This is a genomic window from Thalassospira sp. SN3W (genome assembly GCF_038070535.1).
GTDB lineage: Bacteria > Pseudomonadota > Alphaproteobacteria > Rhodospirillales > Thalassospiraceae > Thalassospira > Thalassospira xiamenensis.
Genome location: NZ_CP121124.1, coordinates 1,545,659 through 1,568,817, shown reverse-complemented (window position 1 = coordinate 1,568,817; position 23,159 = coordinate 1,545,659). Strand labels below are relative to the sequence as shown.

Genomic DNA, 23,159 nt, shown 5'->3' with positions numbered 1-23,159 from the left:
TTTGGGGTCTTTCTACCTACCCTATACAACCTGACAGATTCTGTCAGAGGCGAATTTCGCCTTTCAAATCCCGGGAAAACATGAAAAAAATGTAATTTAGCGATTCCAGTGCGCATCTTCCGTTGATGGGTGCTTGTTTGGTGTCTATACTACTGTATATAGAAGGCCGCTTTGTCTTCTGTATTCAATGGATTGAAAAATTAATCCCAAGTAGGGAGCAGAATCTTGGCTTCGCCCGCCAATCAGGACGATGGCACCGGTTTAACGGATGCTGATATCGAACAGGTGCTGGATGACCGCGCAGAGGATAGCTCTGTTGCGGGTAATTCTGATTCCGGTTCGTCGGGCGAGACGGGTTCACAATCCCCTGCAACGCAGGTCTTTACCAATATTCAGAACATCATCGGCACGTCGTTTAACGACATCCTGATCGGGGATGCGGGCGACAACACCCTGATCGGTGGTGCGGGTGACGATATCCTGGTACCGGGCGAGGGCCAGGATGAAATGACGGGTGGCGAAGGCCGCGATACATTTGTTTTGCAGGCCGGATTTGGTCAGGCGACCATCACCGATTTCACCCTTGGCGAAGATTATCTGGCTCTTGACGATCTCGGCATTGAAAGTGCGGCCGATCTGGTTTCGCGCGCCTCGGATGACGGTCAGGGCAATGTTGTTATTACCTTTGCGTCCGGCGATCAGCTGACGCTTAAGGGCATTAGCATTGCCCAGCTTTCCGAAATCACCCTTGTTGATGCCCCGAAACTGACCGATGTCGCGCTGGACAGTTCCGGCGATCTATCGTCGGGCGACGCAACCATCATTGACGGAACACCGGGTGATGACGTTATCCAGGGCACGTCTGGCGACGATGTGATTTCGGGCAATGGCGGCGGCGATATTGTTGATGGCGGTTCTGGCAACGATACGCTGTCATTTGACGGTTCGGATGATGCCGTAACGGCCGATCTTTCGACCGGTACGGCAGGCAGTGCGACAGGCAACGATACCGTTTCGTTTAGCAATATCGAAAATCTGACCGGGACATCGGGCGATGATGTCCTGCGCGGGGATGCCGGAAACAATACGCTTTCGGGTGGTGCAGGCGACGATACCTTTGGCGCCAGTGGCGGTAATGACACGATTGACGGTGGCGCGGGTAACAACACCCTTGATTACAGCACGTCCGAACAGGGTGTTGTTGTCGATCTGAAAAATGGCGCGACCGAAAGCCGGACAGAAACTGAAACCGGCGATGATGCCGCATCTGAAACCGGCAGCAACACGGATTCCGGCACGGCAAGTGGCGATGCATCCGGCGGTGAAACGGCAACTGACACCGGCACGGACGCCAACACCGAACCTTCTGGTGAAACGACCGGCGATACTGCCGGTGCAGATACTGGTGACACTACCGACGAGGCATCGGACCCGTCGGAGGGGCCGGTGACGGGTGAAACTGATACGTCCGGCAGTGATACGACCGATGGCGAAACCGGTGATCAGGCTTCTTCCGGTAACGGTGGAGACAGTTCCCAGTCGGAAAGCGATGGCGGGGCTGGCGATGATTCTGCGTCTGGCGGATCGGGTGATGACACCATCGCCGAGGAAAGCGGCGACGCAGGAACCGACACAGGAACCGATACAGGAACCGACACCGGTTCGGGTGTGGGTGATGAAGCGACTGGTGATGCAGGAACGGATGAAGAAACCGATCCGAACACCACTGTCGATGAAACAACCCCGACCGATCAGACTGGGGCCGAAGCGGGCTCTGATGCTGGTGCCGATACCAACACGGGATCGGAAACCGGCAGTGACGAGACGGATGGTGCCGACGAAACCGATGGTGCTTCGCAGGAAACCGAAACCGGATCGACCACCGGCGGGGATCAGCCGCAGACGGGTGAGACGCAAACCGGTGCACAGGATGAAGCATCCGATAACGCATCCTCGAACGAGCCGGATGATACGGCATCGGGTGATGGTTCGGGTGAAGCCGATGCATCTGGCGAAGAAACTTCAAATGGCGCGGATGGGTCCGATCCCGCGGACACCACCGATGAAGGTTCGACCGATCCGGTGACGGAAGGCGAAGAGGCCCCGGCAGAAAACGGTTCGGAAACATCCGGAACCGAAGAAGGCCCTTCGACTGAAACCGATGGTGAGACTTCCGGTGGTTCATCGAATGAGGTCATCGACGGGGAAACCCCGCCCGATCAGGAAACACCCCCGGCTGAAACCGGTTCGGACGCGGCGGATGATGAAGCAAATTCGGGTAACGGTGCCGAAGATGACAGCCTTGGCGGTTCGGACGGTGCGGGCGAAGACGTTCTGAATGAAGATACGCCTGCGTCGGGTGATGGTGATGACAGCACGGACGGCGAAGAACAGCCGTCGCAGTCAGAGAGCCAGACCGAACAGGAAAACACCAATAGCGGTCTTCAGGCCGGGGCCGAAACATCGCCCGAAACCGGCACGGACGAAACCGGTCTTTCCGGTGACGCGACAGGTGATGAGACTGTTGGTGAAGATGCTGGCGCGGATGCAGGCGGAGCCGAGGATGCGACCGGCGGCGAAACCACGAATGGCGAAGCCGACCCGATTGACGCGGGTGCTGAAGACGGCGACAGCACATCGGGCGAACAGACTGATGGTGGAACCACCAGCGAGACGGATGCCGAAGCCGGGGACGCTACCGGTGACGACACTGGCGACAGCGCTTCAGACAGCGGAAATGAGACAGGCGACGAGACCAGCATCTATGACAACACCCCGACATCGGGGAACGATATTGTCCACGGTACTGATGGTGATGATTTCCTTGGCGGGGCTGCCGGGAATGACACGTTGCAGGGCAGTGATGGCAATGACGTCATCGATGGTGGTCTTGGTGACGACGTGCTGCAGGGCGGCCTTGGCGATGACAGCCTTGATGGTGGTGCTGGGGCGGATGTCTTGCAGGGCGGTGAAGGCAATGACAGCCTTTATGGCGGTTCCGAAGACGACATTCTTCAGGGTGGCGAAGGCAGCGACCTTCTGGTTGGTGGTACCGGCAATGACGTTTTGCAAGGCGGTTCGGGTGACGATTTCCTGCGCGGCGGTCTTGGCAATGATCATATCCAGGGCGGCGATGGCACTGATACCGTCAGCTACACCGATGCGACCGATGCGGTAACCGTTGATCTTTCGCAGAACACGGCAACCGGTGGGGCAGGAAATGATGTCCTGCAAATGGTTGAAGACGTCATCGGGTCGGACTTCGACGATCATATTACCGGCAATGACGGCAATAACGTGCTGATCGGCGGGGATGGCATCGATACCCTGACCGGTGGGGCGGGTGACGATACGCTGACGACCGGTTCGGGCAAGGATGACATCGAACTGACCGAGAATTTCGGTAACGATACGGTCACCGATTTCAATATTGCCGAAGATACGGTCGACCTTTCGAAGCTGGGCATCACCGATTTCGCGACCCTGCAATCGATGATGAGCGATGATGGCAACGGCAACGCTGTTATCGATTTCGGTGAACAGGGTGTTCTGACCCTTGAAGGGGTCAGTTCTGACAGTCTTGTTGCGGATAATTTCCGCGGGTTCGGGCGCATCTTTGAAGGCGATGGCGACGATGTTGCCGAAGGTACTGACGGCGACGATGCGCTGTATGGCTTTGACGGCAATGATATCCTTGGCGGTGGTGCCGGTGACGATGTCATTTCGGGCGGTTATGGCAATGACACGCTTTCGGGCGGTGCGGGCAATGATACCCTGCGCGGTCAGGAAGGTATTGATACGGTTGATTATTCCGGTGCCAATGGCGCGGTGAATGTCGACCTTGCCGCCGGTAGCGCAACCGGTGCCGATGGCAATGACGTTCTTGACCGTATCGAAAACGTTATCGGATCGAATTCCGACGATACGATTTCCGGTGACAGCGGTGTCAACGTGCTGCGGGGCGGGGCTGGCAACGACACCATTACCGGCCGCGATGGTAACGATACGCTTGATGGTGGTGCGGGTGACGATACCTTTGTCGCCGAGGCAGGCAATGACACCTATATCGGCGGTGCGGGCAACGACACGCTGGATCTGACGGCACGCGATGGTGCGCAGACGGTTAATCTGGGTTCCGGGACCGTCACAGACAACACTAGCGGCGAAGTCGATACGGTTAGCAGCGTTGAAAACATTGTCAGCGGTGCGGGCAATGACGTTCTGATCGGTGATGGTGCCAATAACGTCATTTCGGCCGGAGCGGGTGACGATCTGGTCGCCGGTGGCGGCGGGGATGACACGCTTGATGGGGGCGAGGGCACTGACACGCTCGCCCTTGGCAGTGAAACCGGTGCGGTTGTTGATCTTGCGGCGGGCACGGTCCAGACCAATTCCGGTCTGTCGACCGTTTCCAACTTCGAAAATGTTCGCGGTTCGGCAAGTTCCGACATCATTTCCGGCGATGACGGCAATAATATCCTGACCGGCCTTGCCGGTGACGATATTCTTGCTGGCGGTGGCGGCGACGATACCCTTGACGGTGGTGCTGGCTCTGACACCGCCGATTACATTGACGTTGACGCGGATATGGACGTCAACCTTGATGCCGGAACAGCATCAGGCGATGGCAATGATACGCTGATCGATATCGAAAATGTGACAACCGGTGACGGTAACGATACCGTTCGCGGAAATGGTGCGCAGAACCAGATTGATACCGGCGCGGGTGACGATACCGTATTTGGTGGTGAAGGTTCGGACACGCTGTCAGGTGGTGACGGTTTCGATACGCTTAGCTATAGCGACGCCGCAGGCAACCCTGTTGGTGGTGTAACCGTCGATCTCGAAGCCGGAACTGTTACCGGTGGCGATTTTGTCGATCAGATTGACGGGTTTGAGCAGGTCGAAGGCTCGGCCGGCAATGATCGCATGCTGGGCAGTTCGGGTTCCGATATCCTTAGGGGCGGTGCCGGCAACGATACGATTGATGGCCGGGCTGGCGCAGACACGCTTTCGGGCGGTGCCGGTTCGGATACCTTTGTTATTTCGGCCGATAGCGACAATGACCTGATCACGGATTTCGATCCTGAAAATGACATCATCGACATTCAGGGCATCGATGGTCTTGAGCTGTTTTCGGACATTGCAGACTTTATCGGTGTGGATGGCGATGGAAACGCGACCATCACGATTGGTGATTCTATTGTCACCTTGCAGGGCGTTGATCCCGATAGCCTGACCTTCAAGAACTTTGAAGGTATTCGTTCGCTGGACGGTACAGAAAATGCCGACACCCTTGTTGGTACCAGCCGCAGCGATGTGATCGATGGCAAGGCTGGCAACGATAGCATTTCGGGCAATGCTGGGAATGACACGATTTCAGGTGGTTCTGGCAATGACGTCATTTCGGGGGGCGTTGGAAATGACGTCGTCGATGGCGGCACCGGGAATGACTTTATATCCGGTGATGCTGGCGACGACATCATAGATGGTGGTCTTGGCAACGATGTGATCGTTGGCGGGGTCGGCTCTGATACACTTGACGGCGGCGAAGGTACTGACACCGTTTCGTTCCAGGATTCAGGCAGTGGTGTGAATGTCGATCTTGATGCAGGTTCGGCAACAGGTCAGGGTACGGACACACTTGCCAATTTCGAAAATGTTTCCGGATCATCCTATAACGATACGCTTTCCGGAGATGACCAGAATAACGTGCTTTCTGGCGGTGCCGGAAATGACATCCTTGATGGTCGCGATGGCGATGACCTGCTTCTTGGTGGGGCAGGCAACGATACGCTGATCGGTGGGGCGGGCAATGACTCCTTGTGGGGGATGGCTCTGATACCGTCGATTATGCCAGTGCAGAAGGCAGCGTTCAGGTCAATTTGGGTTCGGGCTCGGCAACTGGTGGTGCAGGCACCGATACACTCAAGGAAATCGAGAATGCAGTTGGCTCGGACTTCGATGATGTTCTGACTGGTTCGGATCGTGCAAACAGCATTTTGGGTGGCGCGGGTAATGATCTGATCAATGGTGGCGCAGGCAACGACTATCTTGCTGGTGGCACCGGGGCGGATACCTTTATTTTCAACGGGACTTCCGGCGAAGATAAAATTGCCGATTTTGATATTGGTGAAGACCGTATTGATCTGAGCAGCTTTGGCCTTCCGAACTGGGAAGCACTGAAAAGCCTGATCGAAACCAATGCCGATGGCGATGCCGTCATTTCCATCAATGACCAGACGTTGACCCTGACCGGTGTTTCACCGGATCAGCTTGCCGCTGATAACTTTGTTGGCATCGAAAGCCTTGGTTCGACCGAAGGTGACGATGTTCTGGTTGGTACGGGCTTTGACGAAATCATCGATGGCCTTGGTGGCAATGATACCATCAACGCGGGGGCTGGTGCGGACACTGTTTATGGCGGTGCTGGCAACGATACGCTTTCGGGCGGGCTTGGCAATGACACGCTTGATGGTGGCGATGGTCAGGACACGGTCGATTATTCATCAGAATCTGCTGTTACGGTTGATCTGAACAATGGCAGTGGTTTTATCGCCAACGGCAATAGCGACACGCTTGTCGATATCGAAGATGTTACGGGTTCTAGCTTCAACGACACGATCACTGGTGATGCACAGAACAACATTCTGAAGGGGTTGGGCGGCAATGACAGCATCGATGGCGGTGCTGGCGATGACCGGATCGAAGGTGGTTCCGGCAACGATGATCTGAGCGGTGGTGCCGGAAACGATCAGATTTCCGGTGGGGCTGGCAACGACATCCTTGATGGCGGCCTTGGGGATGATCAGCTGGTTGGCGGTGCGGGCCAGGATTTTGTGGATTACACCGACGCAGAAGGTGCTGTTAGCGTTGATCTGGCATCCGGAACGGCATCTGGTGCGGCTGGCAATGACACGCTTTCGGAAATCGAAAACATATCAGGTTCGGATTTCGACGACATCCTTACAGGTGATTCTGCCAATAACACAATTGCGGGCGGTTTAGGGAACGATACCGTTTCCGGCGGTGCTGGTGATGATCTTTTGTATGGTGGCGATGGCGACGATGTCATTGATGGCGGTACGGGAACGGACACCGTCAGTTTCTTTGGTTCGGGCGCTGTAAATATCGATCTTGCCGCGGGCACTGGGACAAGCGAGGCCGGGACGGACAGCATTTCAAACGTCGAAAATGTTATCGGTTCCACCGGTGATGACACGATCATCGGTAGTGACGGTGCAAACGTTATTTCGGCCGGAATTGGCAATGACGTTATTCGTGGTGGCGCGGGTGACGATACGCTCAGCGGTGGCTTCGGCGCGGACATTTATAAATTGTCTGCGGGTGACGGTCAGGACACCGTTACAGATTTCGATGTAAATTACGATCAGATCGACATTTCCGAACTCGCGATAGACACCTATGACGAACTTTACAGCCGCATGTCGGTCAATGCGGATGGTGATCTGGTTGTTGATTTCGGCGAAGATACCAGCATGGTTCTCAAAGGCGTCAGCCTGAACCAGATTTCTGCCAACAATTTCATCGGTATCCGCGACATCGTCGGAACGTCTGGCGATGACATTCTCGCCGGTACCGCTGGCGAAGACACGTTATCGGGTCTGGATGGCAACGATACGCTGGGCGGGTTGGCAGGTGATGACGTTCTGCTTGGCGGTGCCGGGGATGACCTGCTCGATGGTGGTGCCGGGGACGATATACTGGACGGTGGTACGGGTAATGATACCGCCGACTACAGTGACAAAACCGCTGATATGCAGATCAATCTTGAAGACGGTACGGCTTCGACCGGATTTGAGAACGACACGCTGCTTGATATTGAAAATGTCATTGGCGGTACCGGGGACGATGTCCTGACCGGTAATGATGAAGGAAACATTCTTGCCGGTGGTGCCGGTGATGACCTGCTCGAAGGGCTTGGCGGCGACGACACGCTGTTTGGTGGCGCGGGTAACGACACGGCCAGTTATCAAAATGCCGACGGTGGCGTGAATGTTGATTTGTCCGCCCTTAGTGCGACCGGTGCTGATGGTCAGGACAAACTGATCGATATTGAAAATATCATCGGGTCGGAATTCGACGACGTCCTGAAGGGCGATAGCGGCGCGAACGTCCTGAATGGCGGGGCCGGTGATGACCTCTTTGCCGCAACACAGGGCAATGACACCCTGATTGGCGGGGACGGGGTTGATACGGTTGATTACAGTGCCGCAACCGGCAGCATTTCGGCAAACCTGTCGACAGGCGATGTTTCCGGTCTTGGACAGGATAAAGTCACAGGCATCGAAAATATTATCGCCACGCAGTTTGCCGATACCCTTGTCGGTAACGAGGCCGCGAACACCCTGTCGGGTGAAGATGGCAACGATATTATAGCTGGTGGCGGCGGTGATGACACATTGCTCGGTGGCCGTGGCAACGACACACTTTCCGGCGGCGCTGGCTCAGATCTTATTGATGGTGGCGAGGGTAACGATACTGTCGACTACAGCAACAGCCTGAACGGCATTACCATTGATCTTGAAACCGGTGAAACCGGTGCCGAGACCGGCGATCAGGTGCTGAATGTTGAAAACGTTACCGGTTCAAACCTTAACGATACCATTACCGGCAGCAGTGGCGATAACACGCTGATCGGTGGTGCCGGTAATGATGTTTTCAATACAAGTGCCGGCAATGATGTGATTTCCGGTGGAACCGGCACCGACAGTGTTGATTACAGCGCAAGCGAAGGTGCGGTTAATGTCGATCTGGAAGGTGGCACTGCTACCAAGATTGACGGTACCGATACGCTTTTGGATATCGAGGATGCGACGGGTAGCGCATTTGATGACACCCTGACCGGGACGTCGGGTGCAAACAGCCTGGCCGGTGGTGCGGGGAACGATATCATCAATGCGGGCGGTGGCAATGATACGGTTTCGGGTGGAACCGGGGATGATACGCTGCGCGGTGGTGCCGGTGTCGATACACTGGATTATTCCAAGGCATCCGGCGGGCAGGTTGTCAATCTGGTAACCGGTGTCGCGACAGGTGCCGACGGCACAGATGACATTTCCGGTTTTGAAAATGTCACAGGCACCGATTTTGACGATACCCTTATCGGTGATAACGCCAATAACGTGCTATCGGGCGGTGCGGGGAACGATACGCTGTCTGGTGGTTCGGGCAATGATGTGCTGGATGGCGGTGCAGGCAACGATACATTCGTCGGCGAAGCAGGTGATGATACCTATATCGGTGGTGCCGGTTCGGACATCATCGATTTCAGTAATGCCCAGTCGGGGATGGATATCAGCCTTGCCAACAATATCGCGACTGGTGCGGATACCGGCACGGACATCCTGAGCGATATCGAGCAAATTGTTGCGACGAATTTTGACGACACCATCACCGGTAGCGCCAACGCCGATACCATCTCGGCGGGTGCCGGTAATGACATCATATCTGGTGGTGCCGGAAGCGATATCATTAGCGGCGGGGCTGGCGATGACCTGATTGATGGCGGTGCCGGCAACGATACGCTCGATGGTGGGGACGGCGAAGATACCCTTTCCTACGACAGTGCCGCCGGTGGTGTTTCGGTTGATCTGCAAACCGGTGCAGTCGGTGGTTCTGAAGGCGATCAGGTTGCCAATTTTGAAAATATTGCCGGTTCGCGTTTCGACGATACTCTGAAAGGCGATGCAGGTCGTAATACGCTTGATGGTGGTGCGGGGAACGATACCCTTGATGGCCGTGATGGTGATGACGTTCTGTTGGGCGGTGCCGGGAATGATGTTATTCGCGGTGGCAGCGGCGCAGACACCATTGATGGTGGCGAAGGTTCCGATACCCTTGATCTGTCAGACGTTTCGGGTGATCTGACTGTTGATTTTGCCGCCGGTACGGCAACAGACGGTACAACAACCGACATCTTCACCAATATCGAAAACCTTGTTACCGGTGCGGGTAATGACGTTATCACCGCGACCGATGAGGTAAATGTTATCAATGCCGGGGATGGCGATAACACGGTTATCGGTGCGGGCGGTGAAGATACGCTGACAACCGGCAGCGGCGAGGATTATGTTTCTGGTGGTGCCGGAGACGATATCATTGATACCGGTGCCGGAAATGACACCGTCGATGGTGGCGACGGCAGCGACGTTGTGACCACGGGTTCCGGCAACGATATTGTTACCGGTGGGGCAGGCAGCGATGTCATCAATGCCGGTGATGGCAACGATACGGTCGACGGCGGTACCGGTAACGATACGATTGTTGCTGGCCAAGGCGATGACGTCGTCCTTGGTGGCGAAGGCAATGATGTCATCGATAGCGGCACGGGGAACGATACTGTCGATGGTGGTGTCGGCGCTGATACGATCACCGCGGGTGCGGGCGATGACCATGTGACCGGTGGCGAAGGAAATGACGTCATTTCCGGTGGCGGCGGGGCAGATGTTCTAGATGGTGGTGCAGGCGACGATATCCTGCGTGCAGGTGCCGGGGATGATGTCCTGATCGGTGGTGAAGGTCTTGATACGGCAACCTATTCGGATGCGACCGGTGGGCTGGTTATTGATACCGCGAACAATACCGTCAGCGGGACGGGAACCGGAACCGATACGCTTGACGGTATCGAAATCATCGAAGGTTCAGGATTCAGCGATACCTTCCTTGGCGGGGAAGGCACGGACATCTTCCTTGGCGGGGCTGGTGACGACACCTTCGATGCCGGGGTTGGCGACGATATTCTGACGCTTGGCGAAGGGGCTGATCAGGTTGTCTTCCGCCCGGGCGATGGCAACGACACGATTACCGATTTCGACCCGGCCGTTGATGTTATTGATCTTACCGATTTCAATATTGCCGGTTTCGATGCCCTGAAATCCCAGTTCAGTGCGGATGGCGATGGTAATCTGATCATCACGCTTGATAGCGGCGACACGATTACACTGAACAATATTCAGGCAGGCAGCCTGACCGCGGCAAACTTCATCGGTGTCGACGTTCGTCTTGGTACGGAAAATGCCGACGAAATGGTTGGCGGAAACGGTGGCGATATCATCAATGCTTTGGGCGGGGATGACACCGTTTCGGGTGGTGATGGCAATGATCGTCTGATTGGCGGTTCGGGTAACGATACCCTGTCGGGTGATGCCGGTGACGATACCCTGGTTGGCAATTCCGGGTCGGATACGCTGATTGGTGGTGCTGGCACCGATACGGTCGATTATTCGACCGAAAGTGCCGGAATAGTAGGTGATCTGACGGCCGGTACCGTAACCGGCGGAGACGGTAATGATGTCCTTGACGGCATCGAAAATCTTACCGGGACGCTGTTTGCAGATACCCTGACCGGAACCGATGGCAGCAATACCCTTTCGGGCCTGGCTGGCGATGATGTGCTGGTCGGTGGCGAAGGCAATGATGTGCTCGACGGTGGTGCGGATTCTGACACTGTGGATTACAGTGCCGCAACCGGGGCGATGAATGTCAACCTGACCACAGGCACAGCCACCGGTCAGGGCAACGACACCCTTGCCAATATCGAAAATGTCGTCGGTTCGGACTTCAACGACACAATCAATGGCAATGCTGCTGATAACACCATAACGGCCGGTGCGGGTAACGATGTGATCGACACCGGCGATGGCAAAGATGTTGTTGATGCCGGAAGTGGCGACGACGAAATTACCGGTGGTACGGGATCGGATACACTTTCCGGTGGTACAGGCAATGACGTTATCGACGGTGGTGCCGATGATGACACCCTGTCGGGCGGTGCGGGTGACGATATTGTTCAGGCAGGCACCGGCAATGACTGGATTTATGGCGATACCGGTGACGATATCATCGATGGTGGCGACGGTATCGACACGGTCGATTATTCCAATGTCGAAGGCCCGGTTGTTGTCGATCTGGTCAACCAGTATGCGTCGGGTTCGGGTGGCAATGACATTGTTCGCAATGTCGAACGGGTCATTGGTACCGACTTTGCCGATACCCTGATCGGGGCGGACGGGGTCAATACGCTTGATGGTGGTTCGGGCAATGATACGCTGATTGGCGGCGATGGTGACGACGTCATTATCACCGGCGACGGCGAAGACATGATTGTTGTGACCCCGGGCGGCGGCAGCGATACGGTTACCGATTTTGACGTCAACGAAGATGTGATTGATCTGTCATCCTACGGGATTGAGGATTACAGCGATCTTGCCGATCGCATGTTCGATGATGCCAATGGCAATGCGGTTATATCGCTCGGCCCGGGTGAAAGCATCACGCTTGAAGGCGTTTCGGTCGATGATCTTGGGCCGGATAACTTCTTTGGCTATGTCACCATCGAAGGTACTGAATTCGACGATGTCCTGCAGGGCAGCCAGCTTGGCGATGAAATCAATGCGCTGGACGGTGACGATGTTGTTGATGGCGGTGCCGGGGATGATGTCATCAATGGTGATGCGGGCAACGATACCCTGACCGGTGGTGCCGGTGATGACGAACTCAATGGCGGGGATGGCAACGATACCGCCGATTATTCCGACACATCCGAAGGTGTCACTGTTGACCTCGGCACAGGTAGCGCAACTGGTGAAGCCGGAAACGATACCCTTGATAGCATCGAAAATGTCACCGGCGGGGATGGCGACGATATCCTGATTGGTGATGAAAACGCCAATATACTGAATGGCGGCGCTGGCAATGATACCGTTTATGGCAATGGCGGCGACGATACCCTGATTGGCGGCGAAGGCGATGATACGCTGTCCTACGACGGGGCCGAAGACGGCGTTTCCGTCGACCTTGCCAATGGCACGGCAAGTGGTGGTGCCGGAAATGATGTGATTGACGGTTTTGAAACCGTGATCGGTTCTGATCATGCCGATACCATTTCGGGCGATGATGCTAGCAACGTGATCGAAGGCGGTGCCGGTGACGATGTGCTGGTCGGTGGTGGTGGCGATGACACCATTCTGGGCGGGGCGGGTAACGATACCCTGCAGGCGGGTACCGGCAATGATACCCTTGTCGGTGGCGATGGCACCGATATCGCCGATTATTCGGATCGGACCGATCCGGTTGTGGTCGATCTGGCCGCGGGTACCGGCACGACCGGCGATGGCAACGATACGCTGATCGATATCGAAGGGGCGACCGGTGGATCGGGTAACGATACCCTTCTGGGGTCGGATGGCGATAACATCCTTTCGGGCGGTGCCGGTGATGACACCCTTTCGGGCGGTTCGGGCAATGACACCCTTGCCGGTGGCGCCGGGGCCGATCTGCTTGACGGTGGGGCCGGTGATGATGTCCTGGCCTTCGAAGGGGACCATGTCGCGGCATCGGGTGAAACCACCGACCATGTCGGCAGCCCGACGACGGATGGCACCGGCGATGTCGCAGATATCAGCGGCAAAAACCTGTCTGATGACAGCTTTGTCGGTGGCGAAGGCAACGATACCCTGCAGGCAGGCGATGGTGATGATGCCATCATCCTGGATCGCGATCACGCCGGTGGCGGTGCCGCCAACCCGTCGATTGTGGATATTGAAAACATCAATGCCGGTGCGGGTAACGATGTTGTCGACCTGACCAGTGAAACGCATTCCTACGGTGACGTCACGATTGATGGCGGTGCCGGTGACGATACCCTGTGGGCCAATGACGGTGATGACGTCATCCTTGGCGGGGCTGGTTCGGACAATATTCTGGGCGGTGCGGGTGCCGATAATATCGATGGGGGTGCGGATAACGACATCCTTGATGGCGGAACCGGGAATGACATCATCGCGGGCGGTGATGGTTCCGATACCATCATGGCCGGTATCGGTGATGACACGCTTTCGGGTGGTGACGGTTCCGATACGCTTGATATGTCTGCGGCCAATGGCGCGACAATTGATCTGGCCAATGGTACGGCAAGCAGCGATGCCACTGGCTCGGACAGCATTTCCGGCTTTGAAAATGTGATCGCGACGGATGGTGATGACACCATCATCGGCAATGCCGCGGACAATGTGATTGATGCCGGTGCAGGCAACGATACGGTTTCGATTGATGCCGGTAACGATCACCTTGATGGTGGCGACGGCATTGATACGCTTGATCTGTCGGGCACCAGTGGCGGGGTGACGGTTGATCTTGCCGCTGGCACCGCGAATGGTGCGCAAACCGGTTCCGATACGATTGCCAATTTCGAAAATGTTACGGGTTCGGCAGATGCCGATACCATTACCGGCAGTGACGCGGCCAACACGATTGATGGTGGTGCCGGTGATGACGTGATCGAGGGTGGCGCTGGCGACGATGTCCTTTCGGGCGGTGCGGGCAATGACACCCTGGCTGCAGGCGACGGCAACGACACCCTGACCGGTGGCGATGGTGCGGATGTCTTTGTCTTTGAAGATGGCAGCGACGCCGATCTGGTCAGTGACTTTGACCTTGCCAGCGATGTGATTTCCCTGCCCGATATCGGTGTTACAAGCTGGACCGAATTGCAGTCGCTTCTGTCCGATGGTCCGGATGGTGCGGTGATCACGTTGCCGTCCGGTGGCACGGTAACGCTTTCGGGGGTTGCTGTTGGCGACCTGACGCCGGATCACTTTGCCGGAATCGAAAATGTCGGAACGCCGGGTGATGACACACTTGGCGGTGGCAGCGGTGACGATACGGTTGGTGCCGGTGATGGCAACGACACGGTCGACGGTGGCGATGGTGATGACACGGTCGATGGCGGCGACGGAGATGATTCCGTTGGTGGCGGATCGGGCGACGATAGCGTTGGCGGTGGTGCCGGTAACGACACGGTCGACGGTGGCGATGGCAATGACACGGTCGATGGCGGCGACGGAGATGATTCCGTTGGTGGCGGATCGGGCGACGATAGCGTTGGCGGTGGTGCTGGCAACGACACGGTCGACGGTGGCGACGGTAATGACACGGTCGATGGCGGCGACGGAGATGATTCCGTTGGTGGCGGCACGGGCGACGATAGCGTTGGCGGTGGTGCTGGCAACGACACGGTCGACGGTGGCGACGGTAATGACACGGTCGATGGCGGTGATGGTAATGATTCCGTCGGTGGTGGTGCTGGTAACGACACTGTTGGTGGTGGTGCCGGGGACGATACGGTTGATGGCGGGGATGGTGATGACACGCTCGACGGTGGTGACGGCAACGACACCCTGATCGGCGGGCCTGGCACGGATACGCTTGCCGGTGGTGCGGGTGATGACGTTCTGGAATTTGGCGCGGATCGCACCGGCCAATCGGGTGATACCACCGATCATGCGGGCAGTCCGGGTGTCGATGGCACCGGCGAAATTGCCGATCTTGACGGGCTTGGCGTCAGTGATGATCAGTATGATGGCGGTGACGGCATTGATACGCTGGTGGGCACGTCGGGCGGTGATGCGATCATTCTGGATCGCGATCATGAAAATGGTGCTGCCAATCCGTCAATCAGTGGCGTTGAAATCATTGAAACCGGCGACGGTGATGACGTTGTCGATCTGACCAGCCAGGTGCATTCCTATGGCGATGTCACGGTTGATGGCGGGGCTGGCAACGATACCATCTGGACCAGTGCCGGTGATGACAGCGTCCTTGCCGGTGATGGCAATGACCATATCAATACGGGTTCTGGCAGTGACGTGATTGACGCCGGGGCGGGTGATGACGATATCGCGGCGGGTTCTGGCGATGATGTGATTGCTGCGGGTGACGGCAACGATGTGATTTCATCAGGTGATGGCAACGATACCGTCGATGCCGGTACGGGTGACGATAGCGTTATCGGTGATGCCGGGAATGATATTCTTGCCGGTGGCGATGGCACCGATACGCTTGATCTGACCAATGCCGATGGCGGGGCCGTCATTGATCTTGAAAATGGCACGGCAAGCAGCACGGAAACCGGTTCTGATACCATTTCGGGCTTTGAACAGGTCGTTACAGGTGCTGGTGACGATACGATTTCCGGAAGTTCCGCCGATGACACCATATCGTCCGGCGCAGGAAACGATACGATTGACGGTGCCGATGGCAATGACCGGATCGTGGCCGGTGACGGCAATGATGTCGTGTCTGATGGGGCGGGCAGTGATTATGTCGATGCCGGTGCGGGCGATGACACGGTTATCGCGGGTGCCGGTGATGACAGTCTTGATGGTGGCGACGGCAATGACGCCATCGATATGCGCAACGCAACCAGTGGTGCCACGGTCAATCTGGCGGCAGGTTCGGCGCAATCGGCAGAAACCGGTTCGGACAGCATTTCGAATTTTGAAAATGTCACAACCGGTTCGGGCGATGATGAACTGACCGGATCGGACGCCAATAACGTCATGGCCGCAGGAGCGGGTAACGACACCCTTGATGGCGGGGCTGGCGACGATACGCTTTCGGGTGGGGCTGGCAATGACAGCTTTATCTTTGCCGACGGCACCGATGATGATGTTGTCACCGACTTCGAAGTCGGGACCGACAAGCTGACCCTTGATGGCACGGGCATTGAAACCTGGACCCAGCTTCGTGATCTGATCACCGGCAATTCGCTTGGCGATGCGGTGATCAATCTGCCGTCCGGCGGCACGATCACGCTGCAAGGTGTCAATCCGCTTGATCTTTCAGCCGATGATTTCACCGGTGTGACGGATGGCGGCACACCTTATGACGACAGCCTGACCGGCGGCGATGGTGATGACGTTATTGATGCGCTTGCCGGTGACGATATTGTCGATGGTGGTGCCGGTAACGATACGATTGATGGTGGTGCGGGCAACGATACCCTGACGGGTGGTTCGGGCGATGACACGGTCGATGGTGGAAGCGGTTCGGATACGCTTGGCGGTGGCACCGGCAATGATGAACTCGATGGTGGCGATGGTGCCGACACGCTTTCGGGCGGTGCGGGTGACGACACCCTTGATGGTGGATCCGGCGACGATGTCCTGAATTTCGACGCCGATGGCACGGCCGCAAGCGGTGACACCACCGAAAATACCGGCAGCCCGGGCGTCGATGGTACCGGCGATCTTGCCAATATCGGTGGCAAGAACATCTCGGACGATACCTTTATCGGTGGTGACGGTACCGATACCCTGAATCTGACCGGTGGCAGTGATGCGCTCATCCTTGATGGCAGCAAACTGGGCGATGGCCAGACGACGGGTAGCACGATTGAAACCCGGACATTGGGCCTGACGGATTCGGCATCGTCGGGTGCGGTGCAGGCCGCATGGTCGGATGCAAATCTTTACGCCTTTGATTTCGGTACATCCTATGTCGGTGAAGACGGCAAACTGAACCTTGCCGCGGCCGATGACACCGTGACCTTTGATGGCAACGGTATTGGCAATAACGGCGGTTCACCGGCCGGAAGCCAGATCAACCACAATGGCAATACCGGCGAAAGCGAAGCCGTCGTTGTCGATCTTGGTGCCAATGCGCGCAATGCCACGGTTCAGGTTTCCAACCTGATTGCGGCCGAACATGGCGGCGAAGTCGGTTCCTGGCAGGCCTTTGATGCCGATGGCAATCTGGTGGCATCGGGTGTGCTTGACGAAAGCACGATCAGTTACACCAGTGGCGGTGTCGGCACGGCAACCATCAGTGTCACCGACAGTCTGGGCAATCCGGTTGAATTCCGTTACCTCGCCTTTGAAAGCGAGCCTTATGCCGACGGTTCATCGGGTGGTGACAGCAGCGATTATTTCGTGCGTTCCATCACCTTTGATGCGGTGGTCGAAGAACCCGTTGCCGACGGCGCGCGCCTTGACGGGGTCGAGGTTATTAACGCGGGTGACGGCAATGACGTTGTCGATCTGACCAGCGATACGATTGCCTATGGCGATGTCACCATCAATGGCGGTGGCGGCAACGATACGCTTTGGGCCAACGAAGGCAATGACCGCATCAATGGCGAACTTGGCGACGACAATCTTTATGGCGGCGCGGGTGACGACTATCTTGATGGTGGTTATGGCCGCGATGTTCTTGATGGTGCCGAAGGCAATGATACGCTGATCGGCGGGCAGGGTAACGACACGCTTCGCGGAGGTGAAGGCGACGACATCATCCATGGTGGTGGTGACATCGATACCGTGACCTATGACGACGCGGCATCGGGCGTGAATGTTGATCTTGCCAATTACACCGCGACGGGTGGTGCCGGGAATGACGGCATCTACTGGGTCGAAAATGTTGTCGGATCTGCCCATGATGACATCATCAGGGGTGATGCGCAGAACAACACGCTGGATGGTGGTGCTGGTGATGACACCCTGTCGGGTGGTGCCGGGAATGATGCGCTGCGCGGTGGTGATGGCAACGATACGGCGGATTACAGCAATTCGGCCGCGGCGGTTCGTGCGAACCTTGCAACCGGTACCGCACAGCTTGCCAATGGCGAAGCAGACAGCCTTGTCAGCATTGAAAACCTGATTGGTTCGGGCGGCAGCGATACCCTGACCGGGTCGAATGGCGATAACCTGCTTTCGGGCGGTGCGGGCAATGACAGCCTGATCGGCAATGGCGGCAACGATACCCTTGATGGTGGTATCGGCAACGACATGCTCGATGGTGGCGATGGTGATGACATCCTGACCGGCGGCGACGGTGCTGATCGCCTTTATGGCGGGGCAGGCAATGATACGCTGGGTGGCGGTGCCGGTAACGATACCCTTGATGCCGGGGCGGGTGACGACGTTATTCTGGCGGGCGATGGCAATGACGTCATCACCGCAGGTGCCGGTGCCGATACGGTTGATGCGGGTACGGGTGATGACACGGTTGTTGCTGGTGCGGGCAACGATATCCTTGCCGGTGGTGATGGCACCGACACCCTTGATTTCGCTGCCGCCAATGGTGTGACGGTTGACCTGTCGACCGGCACCGCAAGCAGCGATGCCACCGGTACGGACGCCATTTCCGGCTTCGAGAATGTTCTGGGCACGGCGGGTGCGGATACGCTTATCGGATCAAGCGGGGCAAACGTCCTGTCTGGTGCGGATGGTGATGACGTTCTGGACGGGGGTGCGGGTGATGACTCCGTTTATGGCGGGGCCGGTAATGACACCATCATCGCCGGTGCCGGGAATGACACGCTTTCGGGTGGTGCAGGCACCGATACCCTTGACCTGAGCCAGGCGGCAAGTGGAGCCACGGTTGATCTGTCGGCCGGTACCGCAAGCAGTGCCGAAACCGGCAATGATGATATTTCCGGTTTTGAAAATGTCATCGGATCGGCGGGCAATGACGACATTGCCGGATCGGATGGCGATAACGTCCTTTTGGGTGGTGCCGGGGATGACACCATTGAAGGCGGTGCGGGTGCCGATACGCTTGATGGCGGCGATGGCATTGATACCATCAGCTATGAGGGATCAGACGCCGGGGTCGAGATTTATCTTGGCGATACCGATGCCAATGCCAGAACACCGGGCGAAGGCGGTCGCGCATTTGGTGGTGATGCCGCAGGCGATATTCTTGCCAACTTTGAACGCGTCATTGCGTCGGCGCATGATGATTACGTCTATGGCAACAGCCAGAACAACGTTGTCGATCTTGGGGATGGCAACGATACGTTTGACAATGTCGAAGCCGATGTCAGTGCCGATACAGTCGATGGCGGCGAAGGCAATGACACGATCTGGACCGGCGATGGCGCCGATACCCTGATCGGTGGCAATGGCAACGACTATCTGAACGGTGAAAAAGGCGACGACACGCTTGACGGTGGGGCTGGTAATGACAGCCTTGTGGGCGGTGATGGCAACGATACGCTGGATGGCGGATCGGGGAATGACCGTATCTCGACCGGGTCGGGTGCCGATCTGGTCAAGGTCACAAGCCTTGTCGGCGACAAGGTTGTTACCGATTTCAACACCAGTGTTGACCAGATTTCCCTTGATGCGCTTGGCATTTCCGAATGGTCCGAACTTGCCCCGCGTCTGAGCGAGGTCAATGGCAATCTCGTCATCGATCTGGGCCCGGATGGCTCGGTCACGCTGCTGGGTGTGCGTCTGAACGAAGTCACGTCCGACATGTTTGTCGGCATCGAAGGCCCGGTTGGCGCAACACCGTTTGATGATGTCCTGCTGGGCACCAGCGAAGATGATTATATCGATGCACTGGCTGGGAATGATGTGGTCGATGGCGGGGATGGCAATGACACCATCCTTGGCAATGACGGCGACGATAACCTGTCGGGTGGTGCCGGAAACGATACGATTTCGGGCGGCAACGGCAATGATGTGATCGACGGTGGCGACGGCGACGATAGCCTGCATGGCAATGACGGCCATGATGTGATCGCGGGCGGTGCGGGCAATGACACCCTGATCGGTGGATCGGGCGACGATGTGATTTCTGGTGGCGGCGGTTCGGACTTCATCGATGCGATGGATGGCGATGATGTTGTTACCGGCGGTGATGATACCGACACGATCTATGGCGCGGCCGGTGATGATCAGCTTTCGGGCGAAGCGGGCGATGATGTCATTTCGGGCGGGGATGGTGCCGATACCATCAATGGCGGTCTTGGCAATGACGTGCTTTCGGGCGATGCGGGCAATGACACCCTTTCGGGTGCGGATGGCAACGATACCCTGATGGGTGGCGACGGTGCCGATACGCTTTCGGGTGGCACCGGCAATGATGTCCTGTCGGGCGGCAATGACAATGACCTTCTCGAAGGCGGTATCGGAAGCGACACCCTGTCGGGCGATGCCGGTAATGACACGCTGCTGGGTGGTGACGGCAACGATACGCTGGATGGCGGGGCTGGCAACGATACCTATATCGGTGGTGCCGGTTCGGACCAGATCATCGTTTCGGATAATTCCGGCGACAAGGTCGTTACCGATTTCAATCCGGCAAGTGACCAGATCAATCTGTCTGCCCTTGATGTGGATAACTGGGCCGAACTGCGTGGCCTGATGTCCGAGGTCAATGGCAATGCCGTGATCAACCTGAATGGTCAGGGGACATTGACCCTGATCGGTGTCGCGGTTAGCGACCTGAATGCGAACATGTTCGTCGGTGTCGAAGCCTCGACCGGGCCGACCCCCTATGACGATGTCCTGTATGGCACCAGCAACAATGACACGATTGCAGCCCTTGCGGGTGACGATACCGTCTTTGGCCTGAATGGTCAGGACACGCTGTCGGGCATGGATGGCAATGACAGCCTTTATGGCGGTGATGGCGACGACAAGCTGTATGGTGATAACGGTAATGACCTGATTGACGGCGGCAGCGGTCAGGACAGCATCACCGGCGGCGAAGGCGATGATACGCTGGATGGTGGGTCGGGCGATGACCGTGTCTGGGGTGGAAACGGGGCCGATACGCTGCTGGGCGGTCAGGGTCAGGACAAGCTTTATGGCGAAGCCGGCAATGACGTGATCAATGGCGGCACCGGCGATGATTCGATCCTTGGCGGTGACGGCAACGACGTTCTGGATGGCGGTGAAAACAACGACCGTCTTTGGGGCGGCGATGGCAACGATACCCTGTTTGGCGGATCGGGCGATGACAAGCTTTATGGTGATGGCGGTAATGACACCCTGATGGGTGGTCAGGGCAATGATACCCTTTCGGGTGGATCTGGCCGCGATACCGCAAGCTATGCCAATGCAACATCCGCGGTTGGTGTCAGCCTGAAAAACGGTACCGCCGTTGGCGGTGACGGATATGACGTCCTGTCTTCGATCGAAGATCTGATCGGGTCGAACTTCAATGATTACCTGTTTGGCGACGATGGTGCGAACCTGCTGTCGGGCCTGTCGGGCGATGACGTTCTGGGCGGCGATGGCGGTAATGACACCATCTGGGGGGGCGATGGCAATGACGTCATCAATGGCGGATCGGGCAGCGATCTGATCGATGCCGGTGCCGGTGATGACATCATCGAATATCAGAAAGATGCGACCTGGTCGGGCAGCTATGCCGCAAAGAATGTCGGCGATCCGGATATGGACGGCACCAACGAACAGATCAATCTGCAAGGCTATACCCGTTCGCAGGATATCTTCGACGGTGGCGATGGTACCGATACCCTGTCCCTGACCAGCGGCAATGATGCCCTGTTCCTTGACGACAAGATCACCGATCCGGGTGTTTCACCGCGCATTTCGAATATCGAAGTCATCGATGCCGGTAACGGTGACGACATCGTCGACCTGACCAGCGAAACCCAGTCTTATGGCGATGTGACAGTTCTTGGCGGAACCGGCAATGACATCATCTGGAGCAACGCCGGTGACGACGTCCTTGATGGCGGCGAAGGCAACGACACGCTTTGGGGTGGTGCGGGCAATGATACTCTTGCCGGTGGTGCCGGGATCGACATCCTGAATGGTGGTGCGGGTGATGACGTCCTGCAATACAATGCCGACGACACCTGGAGCTCGAACTGGCATGCGCTTAATGATGGCGCGCCGGGCGAAGACGGCCATGACAACAATACCGGCTGGGGCCATACCGGCCATCACGGTAACGGTTGGGGCCATGATTACAGTGGTGATTCCGGCACCGGCGAATATGTCAATCTGAACGGCTATAACCAGTCGAATGACATCTTCGAAGGTGGCGATGGTACCGATACCCTGAAACTGACCAGCGGTAATGACGCGCTATTCCTTGCCGATACGGTCAGCGATCCGGGCATTTCGCCGCGCATCCGCAATATCGAAGTGATCGAAGCCGGTGATGGCGATGACATCATCGATCTGACCAGCTCCTATGAAACCTATGGCAATGTTACGCTGGATGGTGGCAACGGCAATGACATCCTCTGGAGCAATTCGGGCGACGACGTGCTTCTGGGCGGGGCGGGCAATGATCGCCTGTATGGCAGTGCCGGTGACGACACCCTGACCGGTGGTTCGGGCTGGGACGAGTTCGAGATCGGCAAAACCAACGGTCACGACATCATCACCGACTTCACCCCGGGCGAGGACATCATCAACCTGTCGGAATGGAATTACAGCAACTTCAACCAGATCAAGAACGACATGCATCTTGATACCGATGGCAATGTCGTGATTGAACTTGGCAATGATGCATCCGTCACCCTGATGGGCATCCATGATACCGATGATCTTGATGCCGATGATTTCGGGTTTGGCACCTGATCGCGG

The 23,159-nt window shown here is 56.9% G+C and carries 2 protein-coding genes; both read left to right on the top strand.

Annotated elements, in window-relative coordinates:
- Positions 1 to 225: 225 nt before the first annotated feature.
- Positions 226 to 5,976, top strand: coding sequence for a hypothetical protein (locus P8T57_RS06925; protein ID WP_341364984.1), 5,751 nt, complete (start codon positions 226 to 228; stop codon positions 5,974 to 5,976).
- On the top strand, positions 5,886 to 23,153 hold the full coding sequence (locus P8T57_RS06920) for a hypothetical protein (protein ID WP_341365367.1): 17,268 nt from the start codon (positions 5,886 to 5,888) through the stop codon (positions 23,151 to 23,153). Before P8T57_RS06925 ends, P8T57_RS06920 begins: the two co-directional genes overlap by 91 nt.
- The last annotated feature ends 6 nt before the right edge of the window (positions 23,154 to 23,159 follow it).